We start from the raw sequence: 19,359 nt of genomic DNA, 5'->3' as shown, positions 1-19,359 counted from the left end.
TAACTCAAAACAATTCGTCTATGCGATCCAGCTATTGGATTGTTCATGAGGTAATGCATTTAATTCAGGGCCTAACTCATTGTTGTTCGGAATAAATCAGCGCTATCGTGCGTTGTAATGAGTCATCGTTGCGCCTTCGAGATTAGCCATGAGCCACCCGGTTGTCCCCGAGCCCCTGATCCGCCTGCTTGGCCTGTGCAAGACCTTTGGCACCCAGCGGGCGCTGGATCAGGTGAGCCTGGATATTTACCCTGGAGAGGGCGTGGCCTTGCTCGGTGCGGCGGGGGCGGGCAAATCGACGTTGGTCAGGCTCCTCAGCGGCGGCCTTGCGCCGGATGCCGGTGAGCTATGGGTCGAGGGGCAGCGTCAACGCTTCACCTCGCCGCTGTCGGCACGCCGGGTCGGCATCGTGGCCGTGCACCAACAGCCCGACGACGCCATCGCTCCTGGCCTAAGCGTGGCAGAGAACCTGTTGCTCGATGAGCTGGGGCTGCCTGACGCGGATTTCCTGCTCAATCGCAAAAGCCTGCTGCAACGCGCCGAAGCCATTGCTGCCGGACTCGGCCTGGACCTGCCGCTGCAACACCCGGTCGAACGCCTCAATAGGGCAGACCGTCAATTGCTGGTACTGGCCCGCGCCTTTGCCCTGCAACCCAAGTTGCTGATCCTCGACGAACCTACCGCGGCCTTGTCGGAAACCGACGCTGAACGCCTGCTGGGCCTGATCGACAGCCAGCGCGCACGGGGCGTGGCGATCCTCTACATCTCCCAGCGCTTGTCCGACCTGCAACGGGTGACTAATCGCGCGATCGTGCTGCAGGAAGGCCGACTGGCCCGTGACCTCAATACCCGGCACCTGCCGAGTGCGGCGTGCACCTTGCTTGGGGAGGTGGCCGAGCATCCTGCGGTGACGCCTGACAAGGCCATGCCGGTGCCGTTCCTGGAACGGTTTACCCGCGCCGGGTTCATTCGCAACCGGGCGGAGGGGCGGGCGTTGCAGGAGCAGGTGGGGAGGTTGGGCAGTAGTGTCGCACCGTTCGATGGGGTGGACCCGGCTCAGACCAAGCCTCGCTGATTTCATCGCAGTTGCGGGTACACAATCAACTCCAGGTACCCTTTGTGATACCGCTTGCCCCCAGGCGGCAACTGCCCCGCCTCACGCATCTCGCTGGTGCTCCTGACCCGCATCAGCACGCCCACCGAGCCGCGCTGGCGTGCGTCCTTGAGCCAGCTCTGGAGCGCTTCAAATTCCACTTTGCGATGCACCACCCCCGCGTACTGCAAGCCATAGCGCAACTCGCCTTCGGTGTCATACAGCGCCACTTCCGGGCGTTGCAGGCGCCAGGCAAGGGCGCTGGCACTGCTCAGGTCATTGCTCAGCAGGGCCTGGGTCTGCTGCAATTCATCCAAGTGTTCGAGCACAAACTGGTCGGGCATTTCGTTGTCCGCGATCCACGCCGGCATGCTTGCCGGCAACAGGATCACCAGCACACCGATGCCCAGGGCCGGCATGGCCCACAGCGTCAGTGGGCGAAACGCTTGCAGCAGGTTGGTGAGGATCCACACCAGCAACACGATAAACGCGAGGGACAGGCTGAACATTTCGGCGTGGCTGTTGCTGTACAGCGGTCGCGCGATTTGCAGGTAGATCAGGCCGATCATCGTGACCATGCCGATCACGAAGTTGAGCAGGCCGTTGAGGCAGACGGTGCGCGCGCGGCCATTGCTGATCAGGTCTGCAAGGGTGTGCCCCATCAGCAGCGCCAGGGGTAGCAGGCACGGCATGATGTAAGTCGGCAGCTTGCCGTTGCTCAGGCTGAAGAAGCCCAGGGGCAGCAGCAGCCACAGGGCCAGGAAGGCGATGGCCGGCTGGCGTTTTTGCTGCCAGGTTGCGCGCAGGGTACTGGGCAACAGTCCCGCCCAGGGCAAGCACGACACTGCGATGATTGGCAGGAAGAACCACCATGGGCGCACGTGCTGCGCGTTGTCGGCACTGAAGCGGCGAATGTGTTCATTCCAGAAAAAGAAGCGCCAGAAGTCCGGTTCCTGCAGATGGATCGCCAGCATCCACGGCAAGCACACCAACACGGCAACCGCTATGGCCAGCGGGCCATAGCGCAGCAGTTCGCCCAGGCGCCGCTGCCAGAGCATGTAGGGGACGGCGATCAGCACTGGCAGGGCCCAGGCCAGGAAACCCTTGGTCAGGAACCCCATGCCACAGGCCAGGCCCAGCACTGTCCAGGCGCCCAGGCGGCCACGTGTCGTGGTGCTGTCCAACGCATACCACAAGGCTACCAGGCTGAGGTTGACCCACAGGGTGAATTGCGGATCGAGATTGGAATAGCCCGCTTGCCCCGCCACCAGGCCGAAGCTCAGGTAGAGCAGGGCGCAGGCGAAACTTTTGCGCGGGTCGCTCCATAGGCGACGAGCGATCAGGTAGGCCAACAGCACGCTCAGCCCAGTCGTGAGGGCCGAGGCGATGCGCACGCCGAACAGATTCTGCCCAAACACGGCCTGGCCAAGGGCGATCAACCAGTAGCCGCCGGCGGGTTTCTCGAAGTAGCGGATACCCATGAAATGTGGCGCCACCCAGTTGCCGCTCTGGAGCATTTCCTGGCTGATCTGGGCGTAGCGGGTTTCGTCGGGCGTCCATAAACCGTGCAGGCCCAGGGGCAACAGGTAAAACGCGACAACGGCCAGTAATAATACGGGCAGGGGTTTTAATCGGGTCATGAAAACGTCGCTCCCTGACGTTTAGTGGCAGAGGTTAGAAGTAATGAAGTAATAGCGAAAGGATTCACAGCGTTCACTGAGTTGCAGAAGGTCTTCATGAAGTGCTTAGTTAAAAGGCGCAACTCAACATGCCAGAGCAGGGCTGTCTTTTTGCTGAACAGGGCGCACGGGTAAGTTGTTAGAGTTGTTTCAGTGCGGTGGGCCAGTCCGAGTTATTGACGATGCCCAAGGCCTTGAATTTGCCATTGGGCAGCACCTGCACGAACAGGGCGCTGCCGTACTGGGGGAACGTCGCATGGGGAAAGCCCAGGGTGCTTTCAAAGTCGGCAATGCAGCCGCTGTGAGTGACGAAAACCAGGTTGCGCCCCGGGGTTTTGTGGCTGAGCAGTTCCTCGCCCATGGCCGCGCCGCAGACGGCTTGCTGGCCTGAGGTCAATTCGTTTTTACCGAACATGAACCGCAAGGTCTGGGCGGTGCGGATGGCCGGGCTGGCAAGCACATCGCTGCCCTCCATGCCCAATGTTTTAAAGGCTCTACCCAGTGTTTCGGCTTGCTGGCTGCCGCTGGCCGTGAGGCCTTCCATGGGACCCAGGCAGGGGTTGGTCGAGCGGTCGCAGCGCTCTTCGTGGCGTACCAGTACGATCAGGTCGCCATCGCGCCACAGGGGCAGCACTTGGGAGGTCAGCAGGCGGTTGCCAACGCCCAGGTCTCGTGGCGAGGCGTGCCACAGCAGGCTGCCAGCGCACAGCAATCCGATCACCAGGATCCCCAGCCACAGCGGTCGCAGGCGCTTGATAAAGGCCCGGCGCGAACGCGGTTTGGTCAGGGTAAGGTCAACCACTTCATTCACCATGGGCATCGTTGTCAGCGTTGTAATGAGTTGGGTTCAAGGTGTTGGCGAATACCCGCGGTGAAGCAGGAGGCTGTCACAGGCAGGCTGTCTTTACGCTGAACATAGGGCGGTTAAAAGTTGCCAGTCAGGGCAACTAACAAGTTGCCGACCAATGACCCTTGGGCGGCAATTTAAAGTGGCAGGGGTGGGTAACCGGTGAAATCCATGTGAAAAATTTGCATGGCCCTGAGCGGCAGCCGTTATTCTCGATTGCCGCCCATCAAATGAGAGTTGCCATGTTGCAGGTGCACGAGGTGTTTAAAAGCTATGCCACTCCCCAAGGGCCGCTGGCGGTATTGGCAGGGGTGGACCTGCACCTGGCCGAGCGCAGCAGCCTGGCATTGATGGGCGAGTCGGGCAGTGGCAAGAGCACCCTGTTGCACCTGGTGGCCGGGCTTGACCGGGTGGATGGCGGCAGCATCCAGGTTGGCGCGCAACGTCTCGACCAGCTCAGCGAAGCGCAACTGGCCCATTGGCGACGCACTGAAATCGGCCTGGTGTTCCAGCAGTTCAACCTGATCGGCAGCCTGCGGGTCGAGGACAACCTGGCGTTCCAGGCGCGGTTGGCAGGGCGTTTTGACCCGCAATGGCAGGCACAGTTGGTGGAGCGCCTGGGACTGGGCGACCTGCTCAAGCGCTACCCGGAACAACTCTCCGGTGGCCAGCAACAACGGGTGGCGGTCGGGCGCGCGCTGGCGTCGCGACCAGGGTTGTTGTTGGCTGATGAACCCACCGGCAACCTTGATGAAGGCACCAGCGATGAAGTGCTGCAACTGTTGCTGGACCTGTTGCGCGACAGCCCCACCAGCCTGTTGATGGTCACTCACAGCCCACGCATCGCCGCACGACTGGGCCGGCAGGTGGTGCTGCATCGCGGTCGTGTCGTCCCCACAGGCGTCGCCTGAGATGGCGGTGTTCTACTGGACATTACGCGCGCTGCTCAGCCACTGGCGGCGGCATCCCGTGCAGTTTTTCAGCGTGCTCACCGGTTTGTGGCTGGCGACCGCGCTGCTGATTGGTGTGCAAGCCCTCAACAATCAGGCGCGCGACAGCTATGCGCGTGCCAGCCAATTGATCGGTGGTGAACCCCAGGCCAGTCTCAGCGCGCCGGACGGTGCCAGTGTTCCCCAAGCGTTGTTTGCCCAATTGCGTCGTGCCGGCTGGCCAGTGTCGCCGGTGGTGCAAGGGCGGGTTCGACTCAAGGGGCAGGAAGAAGCCCGCCTGCAATTGATGGGCATCGACCCCGTGTCGTTGCCCGGCAGTGGCGCGGTGGCGGGGCAGCGCTTGAGCCAGGCGCAGATGCTGGCGTTCTTCGACCCGCCAGGGCGCACCTGGATCGCGCCACAGACCTTGCAGGCCCTGGGGTTGCGCGAAGGTGAGCGGCCTATCACCCTGGGCGGGCACCTATTGCCGCCGCTGCAAACTCAAGCGGACATGGCCCCCGGCCTGTTGCTCACTGATATCGGTTTTGCCCAACCGCTGCTGGAAATGCCGGGTCGCCTGTCGCGCCTGCTGGTGGACAAGGCATTCGCCGCAGGCCATCCCACGCCGCCCGCCGGGTTGCAGCTCAAGCAGGGCGAGGACAATAACCTTGCACGCCTCACCGAGAGCTTTCACCTGAACCTCGATGCACTGGGTGTCCTGTCCTTCGTGGTCGGGCTGTTCATCGTGCACGCCGCCATCGGCCTGGCCCTGGAGCAACGGCGCGGGTTGCTGCGTACGCTGCGGGCCTGTGGCGTCAGCGTGCGGATGTTGATTGCCAGCCTTGGCGTGGAGTTGGGCGTGCTCTCGTTGCTCGGCGGCGTGCTCGGTGTGGCCAGCGGTTACCTGCTGGCCAGCCTGTTGCTGCCGGATGTGGCCGCCAGCCTGCGCGGGTTGTATGGCGCCGAGGTGCCGGGCCAGTTGAGCCTCAGTCCCTGGTGGTGGGGCGCTGGGTTGGGCTTGAGCTTGCTCGGTGCCTTGCTAGCCGGTGCGAGCAGCCTGTGGCGGGCAGCGCGCTTGCCATTGCTGGCGCTGGCCAACGCCCAGGCCTGGCATGAGGCGCATGGCCGTTGGTTGCGTCGCCAAGGCTGGGTGGCCGGTGCGGCACTGTTGATCGCGTTGTTGGCGCTGTGGCTGGGCAACAGCCTGGCGGCCGGTTTTGTGCTGATGGCGGCGTTGCTCCTTGGGGCCGCCCTCGGTTTGCCGGTGGTGCTCAATGGCCTGCTCAAGGCTGTGCTGGGGCGCAGCCGCTCGGTGCTCGGCCAATGGTTTCTCGCGGACTGCCGCCAGCAATTGCCGGCCTTGAGCCTGGCCCTGATGGCGTTGCTCCTGGCCCTGGCTGCGAATATCGGTGCCGGCTCCATGACCTCGGGTTTTCGTCACACCTTCAACAACTGGCTGGAGCAACGCCTGACGGCCGAGCTGTATCTAAACCCACAAACCCCGGCCCAGGCTGAACAACTCAGTACCTGGCTGGCGCAACAGCCCCGTGTACAGACCGTGCTGCCCACCTGGGAGGTCGCGGTGCAATTGCAGGGCTGGCCGGCGGACCTGTTTGGCGTGGTCGACGACCCCACCTATCGCCAGCATTGGCCGCTGCTGGAGGCGGCAAGTGAACCCTGGGATCAGTTGCTGCACGACGATACCCTGATGCTCAGCGAGCAACTGGCGCGTCGGCTCGACGTGAGGCTGGGCGACAGCGTGAGTATTCCTACGCCCCAAGGTGTGTGGGCGCCGAAAGTGGTGGGTATCTACGCCGACTACGGCAACCCCAAGGGCCATGTGCTGGTCAACGCCCAACACCTGCTGGCCCACTGGCCGACGCTGTCACCGGCGCGTTTCAACCTGCGGGTGTCGCCGGCGGAGGTGGCCCCGCTGGTGCGCGAGGTGCAACGCGCCTTTGCCCTGGAAGACAGCCGTATCGTCGACCAGCAACAACTCAAGGGTTGGTCGAGCCAGGTGTTCGAACGCACCTTCGCCGCCACTGCAGCCCTGAACAGCCTGACGTTGGGCGTGGCCGGTGTGGCGCTGTTTATCAGCCTGCTGACCCAGAGCCAGAGCCGCCTTGGCCAACTCGCCCCGCTGTGGGCACTGGGCGTCACGCGCCGGCAATTGATGCTGCTCAACCTGGGCCAGACCTGGCTGCTGGCAGTGCTCACCCTGGTCCTGGCGTTGCCGCTTGGCCTGTTGCTGGCGTGGTGCCTGGATGCGGTGATCAATGTGCAGGCCTTTGGCTGGCGCCTGCCGTTGCAGGTGTTTCCGTGGCAGCTGGCGCAATTGCTCGGGTTGGCAATGCTCGCCACCTTGCTGGCCTCGGCCTGGCCGTTGTGGCAGTTGTACCGCAGCCGTCCTGCGGACTTGTTGAGGACGTTTGCCAATGAAGATTAAGTGCCTGCCGTGGGTGTTTCTGTTACTGGTCGCTTGCGACAAAGTCCCCGCGCCACAGGAAAGCTTCGCCGGTTTGGGCAGCGACGCGTCGCAGTTCGCCCAAGTGCTGCCTGGCAGAGTGTTCAGCTTCCCCGAGGATCATGGCTCTCACGAAGGTTTTCGTATCGAGTGGTGGTACGTCACCGCCAACCTCAAGGATGAACAGGGCCATGTATTCGGCGTGCAATGGACACTGTTTCGCAATGCCCTCAAGGCCGGGCCGATGCACGCGGGCTGGCAGGATCCGACGGTCTGGCTTGGCCACGCAGCCGTTACGTCGGCCACCCACCACTATGCCGCCGAGCGTTACGCGCGCGGTGGCGTCGGCCAGGCCGGGGCCCAGGCGGTGCCGTTCAACGCCTGGATCGACGACTGGAATTTCGCCACCCGTCCCGGTGCGACAAGCAGCCTGACGGATATGCAACTCAAGGCCAGCGGCACTCAATTCGCCTACGACCTGCACCTGACCTCCAGCCGTCCGCTGGTGCTGCAAGGCGACAACGGCTATAGCCGCAAATCCGACCAGGGCCAGGCGTCGTACTACTACAGCCAGCCGTTTTTCAACGCCAGCGGAAGCGTCAGCATTGACGGCAAGGTGTATCAAGTCACCGGCCCGGCCTGGCTGGACCGCGAATGGAGCAGCCAACCGCTGACCGCCAGCCAGACCGGCTGGGACTGGTTCTCCCTGCACCTGGACCGAGGCGAGCAGTTGATGCTGTTCCGTGTGCGGCAAACCGACGGTGCGTCGTACCTGACCGGCACTTGGATTGATCGCGAAGGGCGTACCCAGACGCTGCACAATGCAGATATCCAACTGACACCGCTGGACACCACCGCCATTGACGGGCGTCAGATTCCTACTCGCTGGTCGCTGAAGATCCCCGGCAAACAGCTGGATATCACCACTCGGGCCGTTAACCCGAACGCCTGGATGAACCTGAGTATTCCCTACTGGGAAGGACCTGTGCAGTTCGAAGGCGGGGTGGGTTACCTGGAGATGACTGGGTATTAGGGTTGTTTTTGTAGGTTCTATTTCTTCGCTGTGTAGGCAGCTTCCCAAATGTGAATCAGCCCCCCCTGGACGTGTGTCCGGGGCGTAGGTGCTTGCTTATATTTCGACGCCATTTTCATTGCATCCTGGATGTAAAGCATGGCGCAGAGCTATATCAACGAGCGCGCAACGGACTATCACAGCCTCAAATCCCGAATGATGGGCAATGCCCTGAGCCGACCGCGTTCCGATCATTTTGATGTGCTGAACCGGCACTTGCGGCCCGGCCTGGTCGCGCCGGGTCAACTGGTGATTATCCCCGACAGCCACCGCGTGAGTTGCTCGGTCGAGGAGGCCTGGTTGATGCGCCATGCCGAAGAGGTCCGACGACACCTGGAACTGAATGCAGCGGCTGGCACGGCGATGATCGCCAACTATGACTTGCTGCAGAGTTTTATGGCGAATGCCTCGATTGGCGTCGGCAGTGCGACATCAGCCTGGGCGCGGCATCTGGATGACGTGGCGCAGACGCTGGAGGAGATCGAGCGGTTGCATCAGCGGTTGAAGGACGGTGCGTTGGACAGGGCTACGTTTATTCAGCAGCGCCAGGCGTTGTTCCGGCGGCTGGAAGTGCAACTGCAAGGCGCGGCGCGGTTGGGGACGGGGTTGCAGGGTAATGAGTCGTTGAAAAAGGTGTTGGGCCTGTCGACCAAGAGCTATCTGCATAAAGGTGAGATCGCGGGGTATGCCATGCGCATGCGGGAGATTGCGCAGATGTCGAAGTGGTTGGGCAAAGGGACCTATGTGGGGTTGGCGCTGGATGTGGGGGTGGCGGGGTTGGAGATCAAGGAGGCGTGTGTGGAGGGGAGGGAGGCGCAGTGTAGAAGGGCGAAGTATGTGGAGACGGGGAGGTTGGCAGGTGGAGTCTCAGGAGCTGCCCTTTTGGGAAGACTCGGTGCCGGAGCCGCTCGAAGGGCATGCACAATGTTCCTAGGTATTCGCATGAAGGGAAAAGGTGAACTCGCCTGCGGAATAATCGGAGGCTCAGCGGGAGGGTATGTGGGAGGTGATGGGGTCGGTAGTGCTGGGGCGTTTTTGGGAGGAGAGATCATGGAAGTCGATGGGGATTTGATATTCCTGCCTGAGGGAGCCTAACCATGGATTTTTTTCTCATCTACACCATCGTGGTGTTTGTCGGGACGTTTGTTGTCTTGGGACTGATGATTTTTGCGGAATATGCAAAGCTCGATGAGGTGGAAAGTTATTTCTGTCAGAACGAAAGGGTTCAAGACAATAAGCGATTTTGGAGGCGAAACCAGTGGATCGACAGGCAATATCGCATGTTGCTTATTTCTGAGTTTTTCTCAGACTCAAAGCGCTATGTGGAAGCCGGTATTGTGACGAAGGCTGAATTAGCGGCAGTTCCTTTAGCGCTTAAGCGTTGGGTGGTGTGGCCATATAAAGTTGGCTATATCTGGGTCTTCGGGACGGCTGTCTGGAGCTTCTGGCGCTGGTGGTGTGACATCCCCATTCCATAGGAATTGAAATTTTTTCAAAAAATACTGTACATACATACAGTCATATCTTACATTCCATCCCAGGTGACCGGATGTCACCTGACCTTCAGTTTTTAACTATGGATGGATAAAAAATGAAATCGAAAAAAGCCTTTATGCTGGGTGCGGCCATGGCGGCCTCCTGCTTCGTTTCGGCCTTTGCCCTGGCCGCGCAACCCCCTCAGTCACTCAACGCCGAAGCGGTCAGGCAGGCCGTGGACAAAGCGCTCAAGTCCGGCGGCAAGCTGACCCCGGCGAAGGTCCCGGCCAGCCTCAAGCAAAAGCTGCAGGCAGCCAAGACCGGCCAGTCCAGGGCTGTCACCCAGGCGATCAAGACTGCGCCTTTCAATACCGTGGTCGGCGAGTTGAAAAAGCCTGGCCAGGCCGAGCTGAAAAGCGCTGCCGTTGCGGCCTTCGTGCCGCTGTTCCCAACCCTGGATATCAACACCCTCTACACCCTCAACGGTGTGGCCCAGGGGGAAGAGTTCGCTTATCACTTCAACCTGCCAGAGAACGCCCGCATCCAAGTGCAACTGGTCAACCAGAGTGCGGGCACCGACATGTCGCTGACCCTGTTCCAGGATGATGGCCAGGGTAATTTGAGCGTGGTGGGTTCTTCGGACGCGGCGGGCAATGCCGATGAATACCTCAACGGTGTACTGCCGGCCGGTGATTACTACTGGTACATGGTCGCCAAGGTCGCCAACAACGCGCAATTCAGTTTTGGCGTGGCGGTAGACACCAACATCGATGCCTACGAGCCCAATGACACGCCGCAGACTGCCTTTGTGCTGCCGGACTCGATGAACAAGGTGACCGGTAACCTCGACAACGCCACCGACGTCGATTACTTCGACTTCAAGGCGGTGCGTGGCCAGAGCGTGAGCATGTTCCTGGCCGGTGACGCGGACGGCAGCCGTAACCAGTGGATTTTCGACCGTTTCGACGGCGTCAATTGGGTCACCATTCCTGCGGGCTCTACCTCGACCTACCCGAGTGTCACGCCGGGCACCACGGTGAAGGTGCGTGTACGGGCTAACCCAGGCGTGGTTCAGGACCCAAGCAAGCACTACCAGCTGAGCCTGGGCTCTACGCCGCGCCTGAACACGTCGGATGTGAAGGGTGACAACGTGGTGCGGGTGCCGGCCTCGATCTTCTGGATGGCGACCCAGGCTGCACGTACGGTGAACTGGACCACCAACTGGTCCGATTCCACTGGCGCACCGTTGTTGGGTGTCACGCCGGTCCTGCGCATCGACAAACGTTTCGACGGTGCCGAGTTCCACTGGACCGACTTCAAGGCCACCACCAACAGTGCGGGCACCTCCCAGGCCAGCTCCGGTATCGGTGACTGCTTCGGTGACTACCGCGTGGAATACCCGGACAGCAGCACCGGCGTCAAATACAACTGGGCCACTACCTTCAACTTCGGCGGCTGGCGGATCGAGCTGGACGAGTTCCCGGGGGTGGGCGTGGGGGGCGAGAGTGTGCCTTACGTGACCTTCGGGCACATTTGCACCCAGGACATCATCCACTGATTCCTACGGTGTAAGTGAGAAGGGGCAGCCTGGTGAGGCTGCCCCTTTTTTCATTCGCCCGCCAACGCGAGCGACAAAGGCAAGCGCGCCATGCTCGTGCTGTTCAACGAGCCCAGGTACAACCAATCGCCATACTCGCGGGCCGTGGTGATGGGCGAGTAATTTCCCGCGCTGCCATCCTGCAAATTGGCGATGACCTTCCCCTCGGTGTCCAACCCCAGCACAAAGGCTTTGCGCTCGACGGGCTTGGGTACCACCATCAGCGCCCGCACCATCACTTTGCGCAGCAGGGGGTAGCCGGCAAAGCTGTCCAGCAGTGGATTGCGCGGCGAGTAGAGCGCCACCCAGAAGCGGTCCTGGCCATTGAAGCTGAGGTTGTCCGGCAGGCCGGGCAGGTTGTCGATAAACAAGTCATGAGTACCGGCGCGCGGCCCCTTGAGCCAATAACGGCTGATGCGATAGGCACCGGTTTCGTTCACCAGCACGAAGTTTTCATACGGGCCCAGGGCCACGCCGTTGGCGAATTGCAACTGGTCCAGCAGCACCTCGGTGGTGCCGTTGCTGAAGTCATAGCGCAGCAGTCGACCATCGCCGCCATGTTCGATCACGGCTTCACCATCCTGCCCATAACCCCAGCGGCTCGACGCGTCGCTGAAGTAGGCATACCGCCCGCTGGCGTCCACGGCGACGTCATCGGTGAAACCAAAGGCGACGTCATTGGCACCCGTGCTCAGGGTGGTCAGTTGGCGATGGGTGTCCAGCGCCAGCAAACCTTTGACCCCATCGGCAATGATCAAGCGTCCATCCGGGTGCAGTGCCATGCCCAGCGGCCGCCCACCGGTATTGGCGAGTACTTCCAGGCTGCGGCTGTCGGGTGCGGTGCGGATGATGCGCCCGTCATGCAAACCACTGATCAGGTAGCCCTGGGCATCGAGCAATAAGGCCTCGGGGCCGGCGATGTCCTGGGCGCCGATTTTCTGCACGCCTTTCAGGCGCTGGTTTTCGGCGTAGGGACCGTCCTTCATCGACGGCGCCTTGGGGGGTGTCCAGTTCACCGGTTGCACTTTGGTCGGCATCAACAGCAAAAAAGCCATCACCGCCAGAAACTGCACGAACAGCAGATGACGCAGTTTTTTTGGCCGGGTACTCATGACGATTCCTGGTTGTCTTGGGCGCGCGGCTCCCAGTGCAGGGTGCCGAAGAGGTAATCCATCAGCGGCAGGACGATGTTGAAATTGCGTCCCTGCATCAGCTCGCGACGGTGGTGAAGGGCGTGCAGTCGGTGCATCTGGCGCAGCCACGGCAAGCGCGCCACGGGATGGTCGACGGGCAGGTGTTCACAGGCGTGAAACAATTCGTAAAGCAAATACCCCAGGATCATGCACCCGGCGAACAGCCCGGCGACGTTGGGACTCAAGTGCTTGAGCAGCCACCAGGCGGGCAGGGTGATGGCCACGCTGTGCAGCACGATCAGCCAGGCCGGAAACAGGATCACCCGCCAGTCCCGGGGGCTGTCGTAAGTCATATGGCCGGGGGTAAAGAAGCTGTGATGATCACCGGTATGTCGCGCGTAAAACAGCCGGGCCAATGCGTGTTTGTGGTGGCCGAGGTGGCGGTGCACCAGGTAGATGCAGAGGTTGAAGAACACCAGCGTCGCGGGCACGGTCAGCCATTGCAGGGCCGTGATGTGCTGTGTGGTGGACCAGGCCAGGGTGATGCATGCCGCGCCGTAGCCGAACACGAAGAGGGCGTGGAGCCAGGGGTTGTAACGAGGCGCAATGGAGGCGCGGTAACGGGCGCGAAAAGTCTCGGTGGGGTGGGGCATGGCAGCAGGCTCGGATTTTTTTTGTTGGAGGCTGAGCTTAGTTGGTGGTGGGGAATGTGCGAGTTTTACAGCGTACACAGGCCTGAGTGTGGGCGCGGGCTTGCTCGCGAACAGGACGTGCCAGGCAACACATCGGGTGACCGACGCACCGCATTCACGGGCAAGCCGGCTCCCACCTTTCGACGGCGACCGACCAGCGGCCCCTTGCGCCTGTCGAATTTCCTTGCTAGCTTTTGGCAAAATGTTAACGATAACATTTGCTCTAACAATAAAAACAAAACAGAGAACCATGCCATGAAAATGCTCCCGAAAACCCTGTGTTTATTGGCTGTAAGCATCGCCCTCGGCACCGCTGCCCCTGCTTTTGCCGACGCTGCGAAACCCATCCGCATCGGCGCGTCCTTCCAGGAAATCAACAACCCCTATTTCGTCACCATGAAAAACGCCCTGGAAGAAGCCGGAGCGACCATCGGTGCGAAACTGATCATCACCGATGCCCGGCACGATGTGTCCAAGCAGGTCAGTGACGTTGAAGACATGCTGCAAAAAGGCATCGATATCCTGCTGATCAACCCTACCGACTCGGTCGGCGTGCAATCGGCGGTCAAATCCGCCCACGCCGCCGGTGTCGTGGTCGTCGCGGTAGACGCCCAGGCGGACGGCCCGCTGGACTCCTTCGTCGGTTCGAAGAACTTCGACGCCGGCTTCCAGGCTTGTGAGTACCTGGCCAAGCACATCGGCGACAAGGGCAATATCGCCATCCTCGACGGCATCGCCGTGGTGCCGATCCTGGAGCGCGTACGCGGCTGCAAGGAGGCGGTTGCCAAGCACCCGGACATCAAGATCGTCAGCATCCAGAACGGCAAGCAGGAACGTGACCAGGCGCTGACCGTTACCGAAAACATGTTGCAGGCCCAGCCCACCCTCAAGGGTATTTTCAGCGTCAATGACAACGGCTCGCTCGGCGCGCTCTCGGCCATCGAAGCCAGTGGCCTGGACGTGAAGCTCGTCAGCGTTGACGGCGCGCCCGAAGCCATCAAGGCGATCCAGAAGCCCGGCAGCAAATTCATCGCCACCTCGGCCCAATACCCTCGCGACCAGATCCGCCTAGCCCTGGGCATCGCCCTGGCCAAGAAGTGGGGCTCGCAAGTACCGGCCACCATTCCGGTGGACATCACCCTGATCGACCAGGCCAAGGCCAAGGATTTCAGCTGGTAAATCACCCAGGCCCCACGCAACCCGTGGGGCCCAGGTCATCCTTCTGAATACGAGGTCGGCGGTATGAGCAGTCTTCTGAAGCTGGAAAACATCTGTAAGCGGTACCCGGGCGTACAGGCCCTCAAGTCCATCAACCTGCAAGTCGAGCGCGGCGAGATCCATGCCTTGCTCGGGGAAAATGGCGCGGGCAAATCGACCCTGATGAAGATCCTCGGCGGCGTCGAGCACCAGGACGAAGGCCAGATCCTGATCGATGGCCAGGCGCAGCAATTCGCGACCTACCGTGATGCGATTGCCGCCGGCATCGGCATCGTGTTCCAGGAATTCAGCCTGATTCCCTACCTCACGGCGGTGGAAAACATCTTCCTCGGTCACGAGCTGAGCAATCGCTTCGGCCTGTTGCGCAAGCGCGAAATGGTCGAGGCCTGCGAGGCGTTGTTCAAGCGCCTGGGCGTGACCATCGATTTGCAATGCGCGGTCAAGCACCTCAGCGTAGCCGAACAGCAGTTTGTCGAAATCGCCAAGGCCCTGGCCCTGGATGCGCGCCTGCTGGTGCTGGATGAACCTACCGCCACCCTCACGCCCAGCGAGGCCGAACTGCTGTTCGAGATCATGCGTGAGCTCAAGCGCCAGGGCGTGGCGGTGATTTTCATTTCCCATCACCTGGAGGAGATTTTCCAGGTGTGCGACCGCATCAGTGTGTTGCGCGACGGCGGCAATGTGGGCGTCACGGACGTGGCCGACAGCGACATCGACCGCCTGGTCGAGATGATGGTCGGGCGACGCCTGGAATGCAGTTTTCCACCCAAGCCGACCAGCGCCCGCGGCCCGCTGTTGCTGGAGGTCAAGGACATCCAGCTGGTACGCAACGGCCCCCACAACAGCTTCCAGCTGCACAAGGGCGAGATCCTCGGGTTTGCCGGGCTGGTCGGCTCCGGTCGCACTGAACTGGCGCTGGGCATGATGGGCGCGCTGCCATCGGTGAGCAAAGACGTATGGCTGCGCGGTGAAAAGATCACCCTCGACGACCCGGCCCAGGCACTGGCCCATGGCATCGGCCTGCTGCCGGAAAGCCGCAAGAGCGAGGGGCTGATCACCGACTTCAGCATTCGTGAAAACATCTCGCTGAACAACCTGCCCAAATACCAGAACGCCTCGGGCCTGATCGACAAAAGCCGCGAATGCGCCAGCGTCGAAGGGCTCATGAAACAACTCTCGATCAAGGCCCCCAGCAGCGAAAGCCGCGTGTTCAACCTCAGCGGCGGCAACCAGCAAAAGGTCGTGATCGCACGTTGGATCAACCACCACTGCGACGTGCTGGTGTTCGACGAACCCACCCGTGGCATCGACGTGGGGGCCAAGGCGCAGATCTACGCGCTGATGCGCAGCCTCACCGAACAGGGCTACGCGATCATCATGATTTCCTCCGAGTTGCCGGAAATCATCGGCATGTGCGACCGCGTCGCCGTGTTCCACAAGGGCGCCATCGTCAAGCTGCTGGAAGCGTCCGCCGTCAATCCTCAAGAGGTCATGCGCCATGCAACAGGGGGCTCAAGTGAATACGTCCATTAGTACCGGCGATGACAGCCGGCTGCGCGTGAATCTGGCGCGGCTGGTGCGCTCACCGGCCTTCTACCCGTTCGTGGGGTTGGTGGTGGTGACGCTGGTGATGATCCTTGCCAGCGACACCTTCCTCACCGCCAGCAACCTGTCGAACATTGCTCGCCAGGTGTCGATCAACGCGATTATCGCGGTGGGCATGACCTGCGTGATCCTCACGGGCGGCATCGATTTGTCGGTGGGGCCGGTGATGGCATTGTCCGGCACGCTCACTGCCGGCTTGATGGTCGCGGGCCTGCCGCCCGGCTTGGCGATTGGCGCGGGGATGTTGATCGGCGTGGCGTTCGGCATCGGCAATGGCCTGTTTGTCGCCTACCTGCACATGCCGCCGATCATCGTCACCCTGGCGACCATGGGCATCGCCCGTGGCCTGGGCCTGATGTACACCGATGGCTACCCGATTTCCGGGTTGCCGGACTGGTTTGCGTTCTTCGGCCGCGAAAGCCTGTTCGGTATCCAGGTGCCGATCCTGATCATGCTGCTTACCTACCTGGCCGCCTATGTGCTGCTGCAACACACGCGCATCGGTCGGTACATCTATGCCATCGGTGGCAACGAAGAGGCCGTGCGTTTGTCCGGCGTGCGCGCAGCGCGCTTCAAGCTGCTGGTGTACGGCATCAGCGGCCTGACGGCGGCGATTGCCGGGCTGGTGCTCACCTCACGCCTGATGAGCGGCCAACCGAATGCCGGTGTGTCGTTCGAGCTGGATGCGATTGCCGCCGTGGTGCTCGGCGGCGCTTCGATCGCCGGCGGGCGTGGCGTGATCGTCGGCACCTTGCTCGGCGCCATGCTGCTCGGTGTATTGAACAACGGGCTGAACATGCTCGGCGTTTCGCCCTACGTCCAGAGCGTGATCAAGGGCGGGATCATTTTGCTGGCGATCTTTATCAGCCGTCAGCGCCATAAATAAACTCAAGACAGGACCGAACACCATGGACAAGCACACCGAAATGCAAGCCGTCGTTTGCCACGGCCCCAAAGACTATCGCCTGGAACGCATCGGCAAACCCCAGGCGCGTGCCAATGAACTGGTGATCCGCATCGCCGCCTGTGGCATCTGCGCCAGTGACTGCAAGTGCCACTCCGGCGCGGCGATGTTCTGGGGCGGTGACAACCCTTGGGTCAAGGCGCCGGTGGTGCCGGGGCACGAGTTTTTTGGCTATGTGGTGGAAGCGGGCGAGGGCGCCGAGGCGCATTTCGAAGTCGCGGTAGGCGACAAGGTGATCGCCGAGCAGATCGTGCCCTGTGGCAAGTGCCGCTTCTGCAAGTCGGGCAAGTATTGGATGTGCGAAGTGCACAATATCTTCGGCTTCCAGCGTGAAGTGGCTGAAGGTGGCATGGCCCAGTACATGCGCATCCCCAAGACCGCCATCGTGCACAAGATTCCCGAGTCGGTGTCGCTGGAAGACTCGGCGCTGGTGGAGCCGATGGCGTGTTCGATCCATACCGTCAACCGTGGCGATATCCAGCTCGATGACGTGGTAGTGATCGCCGGCGCCGGCACGCTTGGCCTGTGCATGGTCCAGGTCGCCGCGTTGAAGACGCCGAAGAAGCTGGTGGTGATCGACATGGTCGACGAGCGCCTGGCGCTGGCCAAGCAATTTGGCGCCGATGTGGTGATCAACCCGTCGCGCGACAACGCCCGTGAAATCATCAACGGCCTCACCGACAACTACGGCTGCGACGTCTACATCGAAACCACCGGTGTACCGGCGGGCGTGACCCAGGGGTTGGACCTGATCCGCAAGCTTGGGCGTTTTGTCGAGTTCAGCGTGTTTGGTGCCGAGACCAGCGTCGACTGGTCGATCATCGGCGACCGCAAGGAGCTGGACGTTCGCGGCGCGCACCTCGGCCCGTATTGCTACCCGATCGCCATCGATCTGTTCGAGCGTGGCCTGGTCACGTCCAAAGGCATCGTCACCCATGACTTCGCGCTGGACGATTGGGCCGAGGCTTTTGAACTCGCTAACTCGACCAAGTCGATCAAGGTGCTGTTGAAGCCGGCTACCCTTCCATGAGTCGCACTGTGAATTACGTGATGGGCGTCGATATCGGAACCCAGAGCACCAAGGCGCTGCTGGTGGATGCTCAAGGCACGATCATCGCCCAGCACAGCCAGGGGTATCGCGTGGATACCCCGAAAGTGCGCTGGGCCGAGCAATGGCCACAGGTTTGGCTGGAGGCGGTCGAGGCGTGCGTGGCGCACTGCATGGCCAAGGCCGGTGTGGCCAAGGATCGCGTAAAGGCGCTGTGCATCAGCAGCCTGTATGGCGGTTCCGGGATTGCGGTGGATGCGCAGATCACACCGCTGCACCCGTGCCTGATCTGGATGGATCGCCGCGCCGGCGAGCAGGTGGCCTGGGTGCGTGAGCAGGTGGACCTGGAGCGGCTGTTCGCGGTGACCGGGAACTCGGTGGACAGCTACTACGGCTTCACCAAGATGCTCTGGCTCAAGCAACACCAACCAGAGGTATGGGCGAACACCCGCTACTTGCTGCCGCCCAACAGCTATATCAACTGGTGCCTCACCGGGGAGTTGGCGGTGGACCACAGCAGTGCCGGCAATATCGGCGGTGTCTACGATGTGAAGGCGCGAGGCTGGTCTGCCGAGATGCTCGATGCGCTGGGCATTCCCCAGGCAATGATGCCGGAGCGTCTGGTGTATTCCGGTGAAGTGGTAGGGGGGATGCTGGAGACGTGGGCAACGCGCCTGGGCCTGCAAGCTGGCACGCCGGTGCTTGCCGGTGGCGTCGATGCGGCCATGGCCACGTTGGCCGCGGGGGTTACCCAGCCGGGTAATCACGTGGCGATGATTGGCACCAGCATGTGCTGGGGTTACTTGAACCAACAGGTGGATGCACACCACGGGTTGGTGAGCATGCCCCACGTCTGCAACGGCCACCGCGACCTGTATATCTTCGGCGGTGCGATCACGGCCGGTGCGTCGGTGAGCTGGTTTCGCGAGCAGTTCTGCCAGGCCGAGGAGCAGCAGGCCAAGGCCACCGGCCAAGACAGCCTGGTGTTGCTGGAACAGCGCGCGATGAACATCCCGGCGGGCAGCGAAGGCCTGTTGTTCCTGCCGTACCTGATGGGTGAACGCAGCCCGGTTTGGGATGACCGTGCCAGCGGCAGCTTTGTCGGCTTGAACCTCTATCACAGTCGCATTCACCTGTATCGCGCGGTGCTGGAGGGGGTGAGTTTTGCCCTGCGGCACAACATCGAAGCGGGCACGCGCGGCGCGCATTCCCTGGACCCGCGCTTGATCGTGGTCGGTGGGGCGAGCCATTCGGACCTGTGGATGCAGATCATCGCGGATGTCACGCAGTACCCGGTGTACACCATTGTCCAGGAGGTGGAAGCGGCGATGGGGGCGGCGTTGCTGGCGGCGCATACGGTGGGGTTGGTGAGTGATGGGGAGATGGACAAGGGGTGGGTGCAACTGGCGTTGCGGGCGCAGCCCAAGACGGAAAACGTCGAGGCGTATGACCGTGCGTTTGGCGAGTACCTGAAGCTGTACCCGGCGCTGAAACCGATCATGCACAGCCTGCAAACCCACTGAATCAACTCGATCCCTTGTG

Annotated in this window: 16 protein-coding genes; 12 read left to right on the top strand and 4 right to left on the bottom strand. The window is 61.7% G+C overall.

Annotation, left to right across the window (positions count from 1 at the left end):
• The first annotated feature begins 148 nt into the window (after nt 1-148).
• Entirely contained in the window at nt 149-1,075 is a 927-nt protein-coding gene (locus ATH90_RS17895) for an ATP-binding cassette domain-containing protein (RefSeq protein ID WP_034107407.1), read from the top strand.
• A 2-nt stretch (nt 1,076-1,077) separates the two neighbouring features.
• Here ATH90_RS17895 and arnT read toward each other — a convergent pair whose 3' ends face one another.
• Together arnT and pmrG are read right to left on the bottom strand one after the other, a co-directional pair.
• On the bottom strand, nt 1,078-2,733 hold the full coding sequence (gene arnT / locus ATH90_RS17890) for a lipid IV(A) 4-amino-4-deoxy-L-arabinosyltransferase (protein ID WP_098466914.1): 1,656 nt from the start codon (nt 2,731-2,733) through the stop codon (nt 1,078-1,080).
• A gap of 178 nt (nt 2,734-2,911) precedes the next feature.
• Nucleotides 2,912-3,586, bottom strand: a complete 675-nt coding sequence (gene pmrG, locus ATH90_RS17885) for a lipopolysaccharide core heptose(II)-phosphate phosphatase PmrG (RefSeq protein WP_177431179.1) — start codon at nt 3,584-3,586, stop codon at nt 2,912-2,914.
• 275 nt (nt 3,587-3,861) lie between these two features.
• On the opposite strand from pmrG, the gene ATH90_RS17880 reads away from it, so the two are divergent.
• The 6 genes from ATH90_RS17880 to ATH90_RS17855 all read left to right on the top strand — a co-directional run bounded on the left by ATH90_RS17880 (nt 3,862) and on the right by ATH90_RS17855 (nt 11,118).
• Nucleotides 3,862-4,530 (top strand): ABC transporter ATP-binding protein, encoded by a 669-nt coding sequence (locus tag ATH90_RS17880; protein ID WP_098466912.1) that lies wholly within the window; start codon nt 3,862-3,864, stop codon nt 4,528-4,530.
• Nucleotide 4,531: 1 nt separating this feature from the next.
• Nucleotides 4,532-6,994 (top strand): ABC transporter permease, encoded by a 2,463-nt coding sequence (locus tag ATH90_RS17875; RefSeq protein WP_098466911.1) that lies wholly within the window; start codon nt 4,532-4,534, stop codon nt 6,992-6,994.
• The gene (locus tag ATH90_RS17870; protein ID WP_098466910.1) at nt 6,984-8,045 is read left to right on the top strand and encodes a lipocalin-like domain-containing protein; all 1,062 of its coding nucleotides are present in this window, start codon (nt 6,984-6,986) and stop codon (nt 8,043-8,045) included. The genes ATH90_RS17875 and ATH90_RS17870 overlap by 11 nt, the downstream gene beginning before the upstream one ends.
• A 138-nt stretch (nt 8,046-8,183) precedes the next feature.
• Complete coding sequence (locus ATH90_RS17865; RefSeq protein WP_098466909.1) at nt 8,184-9,179, top strand: hypothetical protein; 996 nt, start codon at nt 8,184-8,186, stop codon at nt 9,177-9,179.
• A gap of 2 nt (nt 9,180-9,181) precedes the next feature.
• The gene (locus ATH90_RS17860; RefSeq protein WP_025854917.1) at nt 9,182-9,562 is read left to right on the top strand and encodes a hypothetical protein; all 381 of its coding nucleotides are present in this window, start codon (nt 9,182-9,184) and stop codon (nt 9,560-9,562) included.
• Between the two features lie 113 nt (nt 9,563-9,675).
• On the top strand, nt 9,676-11,118 hold the full coding sequence (locus tag ATH90_RS17855) for a PPC domain-containing protein (RefSeq protein WP_098466908.1): 1,443 nt from the start codon (nt 9,676-9,678) through the stop codon (nt 11,116-11,118).
• Nucleotides 11,119-11,168: 50 nt separating this feature from the next.
• Here the strand turns inward: ATH90_RS17855 and ATH90_RS17850 are convergent, their stop codons facing one another.
• Together ATH90_RS17850 and ATH90_RS17845 are read right to left on the bottom strand one after the other, a co-directional pair.
• Entirely contained in the window at nt 11,169-12,269 is a 1,101-nt protein-coding gene (locus ATH90_RS17850) for an SMP-30/gluconolactonase/LRE family protein (protein ID WP_098466907.1), read from the bottom strand.
• Nucleotides 12,266-12,943 carry a sterol desaturase family protein gene (locus tag ATH90_RS17845; RefSeq protein WP_069077761.1) on the bottom strand — a complete coding sequence of 226 codons (678 nt, stop codon included), beginning with the start codon at nt 12,941-12,943 and terminating at the stop codon, nt 12,266-12,268. Before ATH90_RS17845 ends, ATH90_RS17850 begins: the two co-directional genes overlap by 4 nt.
• 294 nt (nt 12,944-13,237) lie before the next feature.
• Between ATH90_RS17845 and ATH90_RS17840 the strand changes: the two genes are divergently transcribed.
• From ATH90_RS17840 to ATH90_RS17820, 5 genes are all read left to right on the top strand, one after another.
• Nucleotides 13,238-14,161 carry a substrate-binding domain-containing protein gene (locus tag ATH90_RS17840; protein ID WP_034107387.1) on the top strand — a complete coding sequence of 308 codons (924 nt, stop codon included), beginning with the start codon at nt 13,238-13,240 and terminating at the stop codon, nt 14,159-14,161.
• A 63-nt stretch (nt 14,162-14,224) separates the two neighbouring features.
• A complete protein-coding gene (locus tag ATH90_RS17835) occupies nt 14,225-15,733 on the top strand; it encodes a sugar ABC transporter ATP-binding protein (protein WP_034107384.1) in 1,509 nt (502 codons plus the stop codon).
• Complete coding sequence (locus ATH90_RS17830; RefSeq protein WP_098466906.1) at nt 15,699-16,691, top strand: ABC transporter permease; 993 nt, start codon at nt 15,699-15,701, stop codon at nt 16,689-16,691. Before ATH90_RS17835 ends, ATH90_RS17830 begins: the two co-directional genes overlap by 35 nt.
• A 22-nt stretch (nt 16,692-16,713) precedes the next feature.
• The gene (locus tag ATH90_RS17825; protein ID WP_034107379.1) at nt 16,714-17,799 is read left to right on the top strand and encodes an alcohol dehydrogenase catalytic domain-containing protein; all 1,086 of its coding nucleotides are present in this window, start codon (nt 16,714-16,716) and stop codon (nt 17,797-17,799) included.
• A gap of 8 nt (nt 17,800-17,807) precedes the next feature.
• Nucleotides 17,808-19,340, top strand: coding sequence for an FGGY-family carbohydrate kinase (locus ATH90_RS17820; RefSeq protein WP_098466905.1), 1,533 nt, complete (start codon nt 17,808-17,810; stop codon nt 19,338-19,340).
• The last annotated feature ends 19 nt before the right edge of the window (nt 19,341-19,359 follow it).

It is taken from the genome of Pseudomonas lurida, from assembly GCF_002563895.1.
Taxonomy (GTDB): Bacteria; Pseudomonadota; Gammaproteobacteria; order Pseudomonadales; family Pseudomonadaceae; genus Aquipseudomonas; species Aquipseudomonas lurida.
The sequence above is the reverse complement of the archived record's forward strand: the minus strand, read 5'-3'. Positions and strand labels throughout refer to the sequence as shown.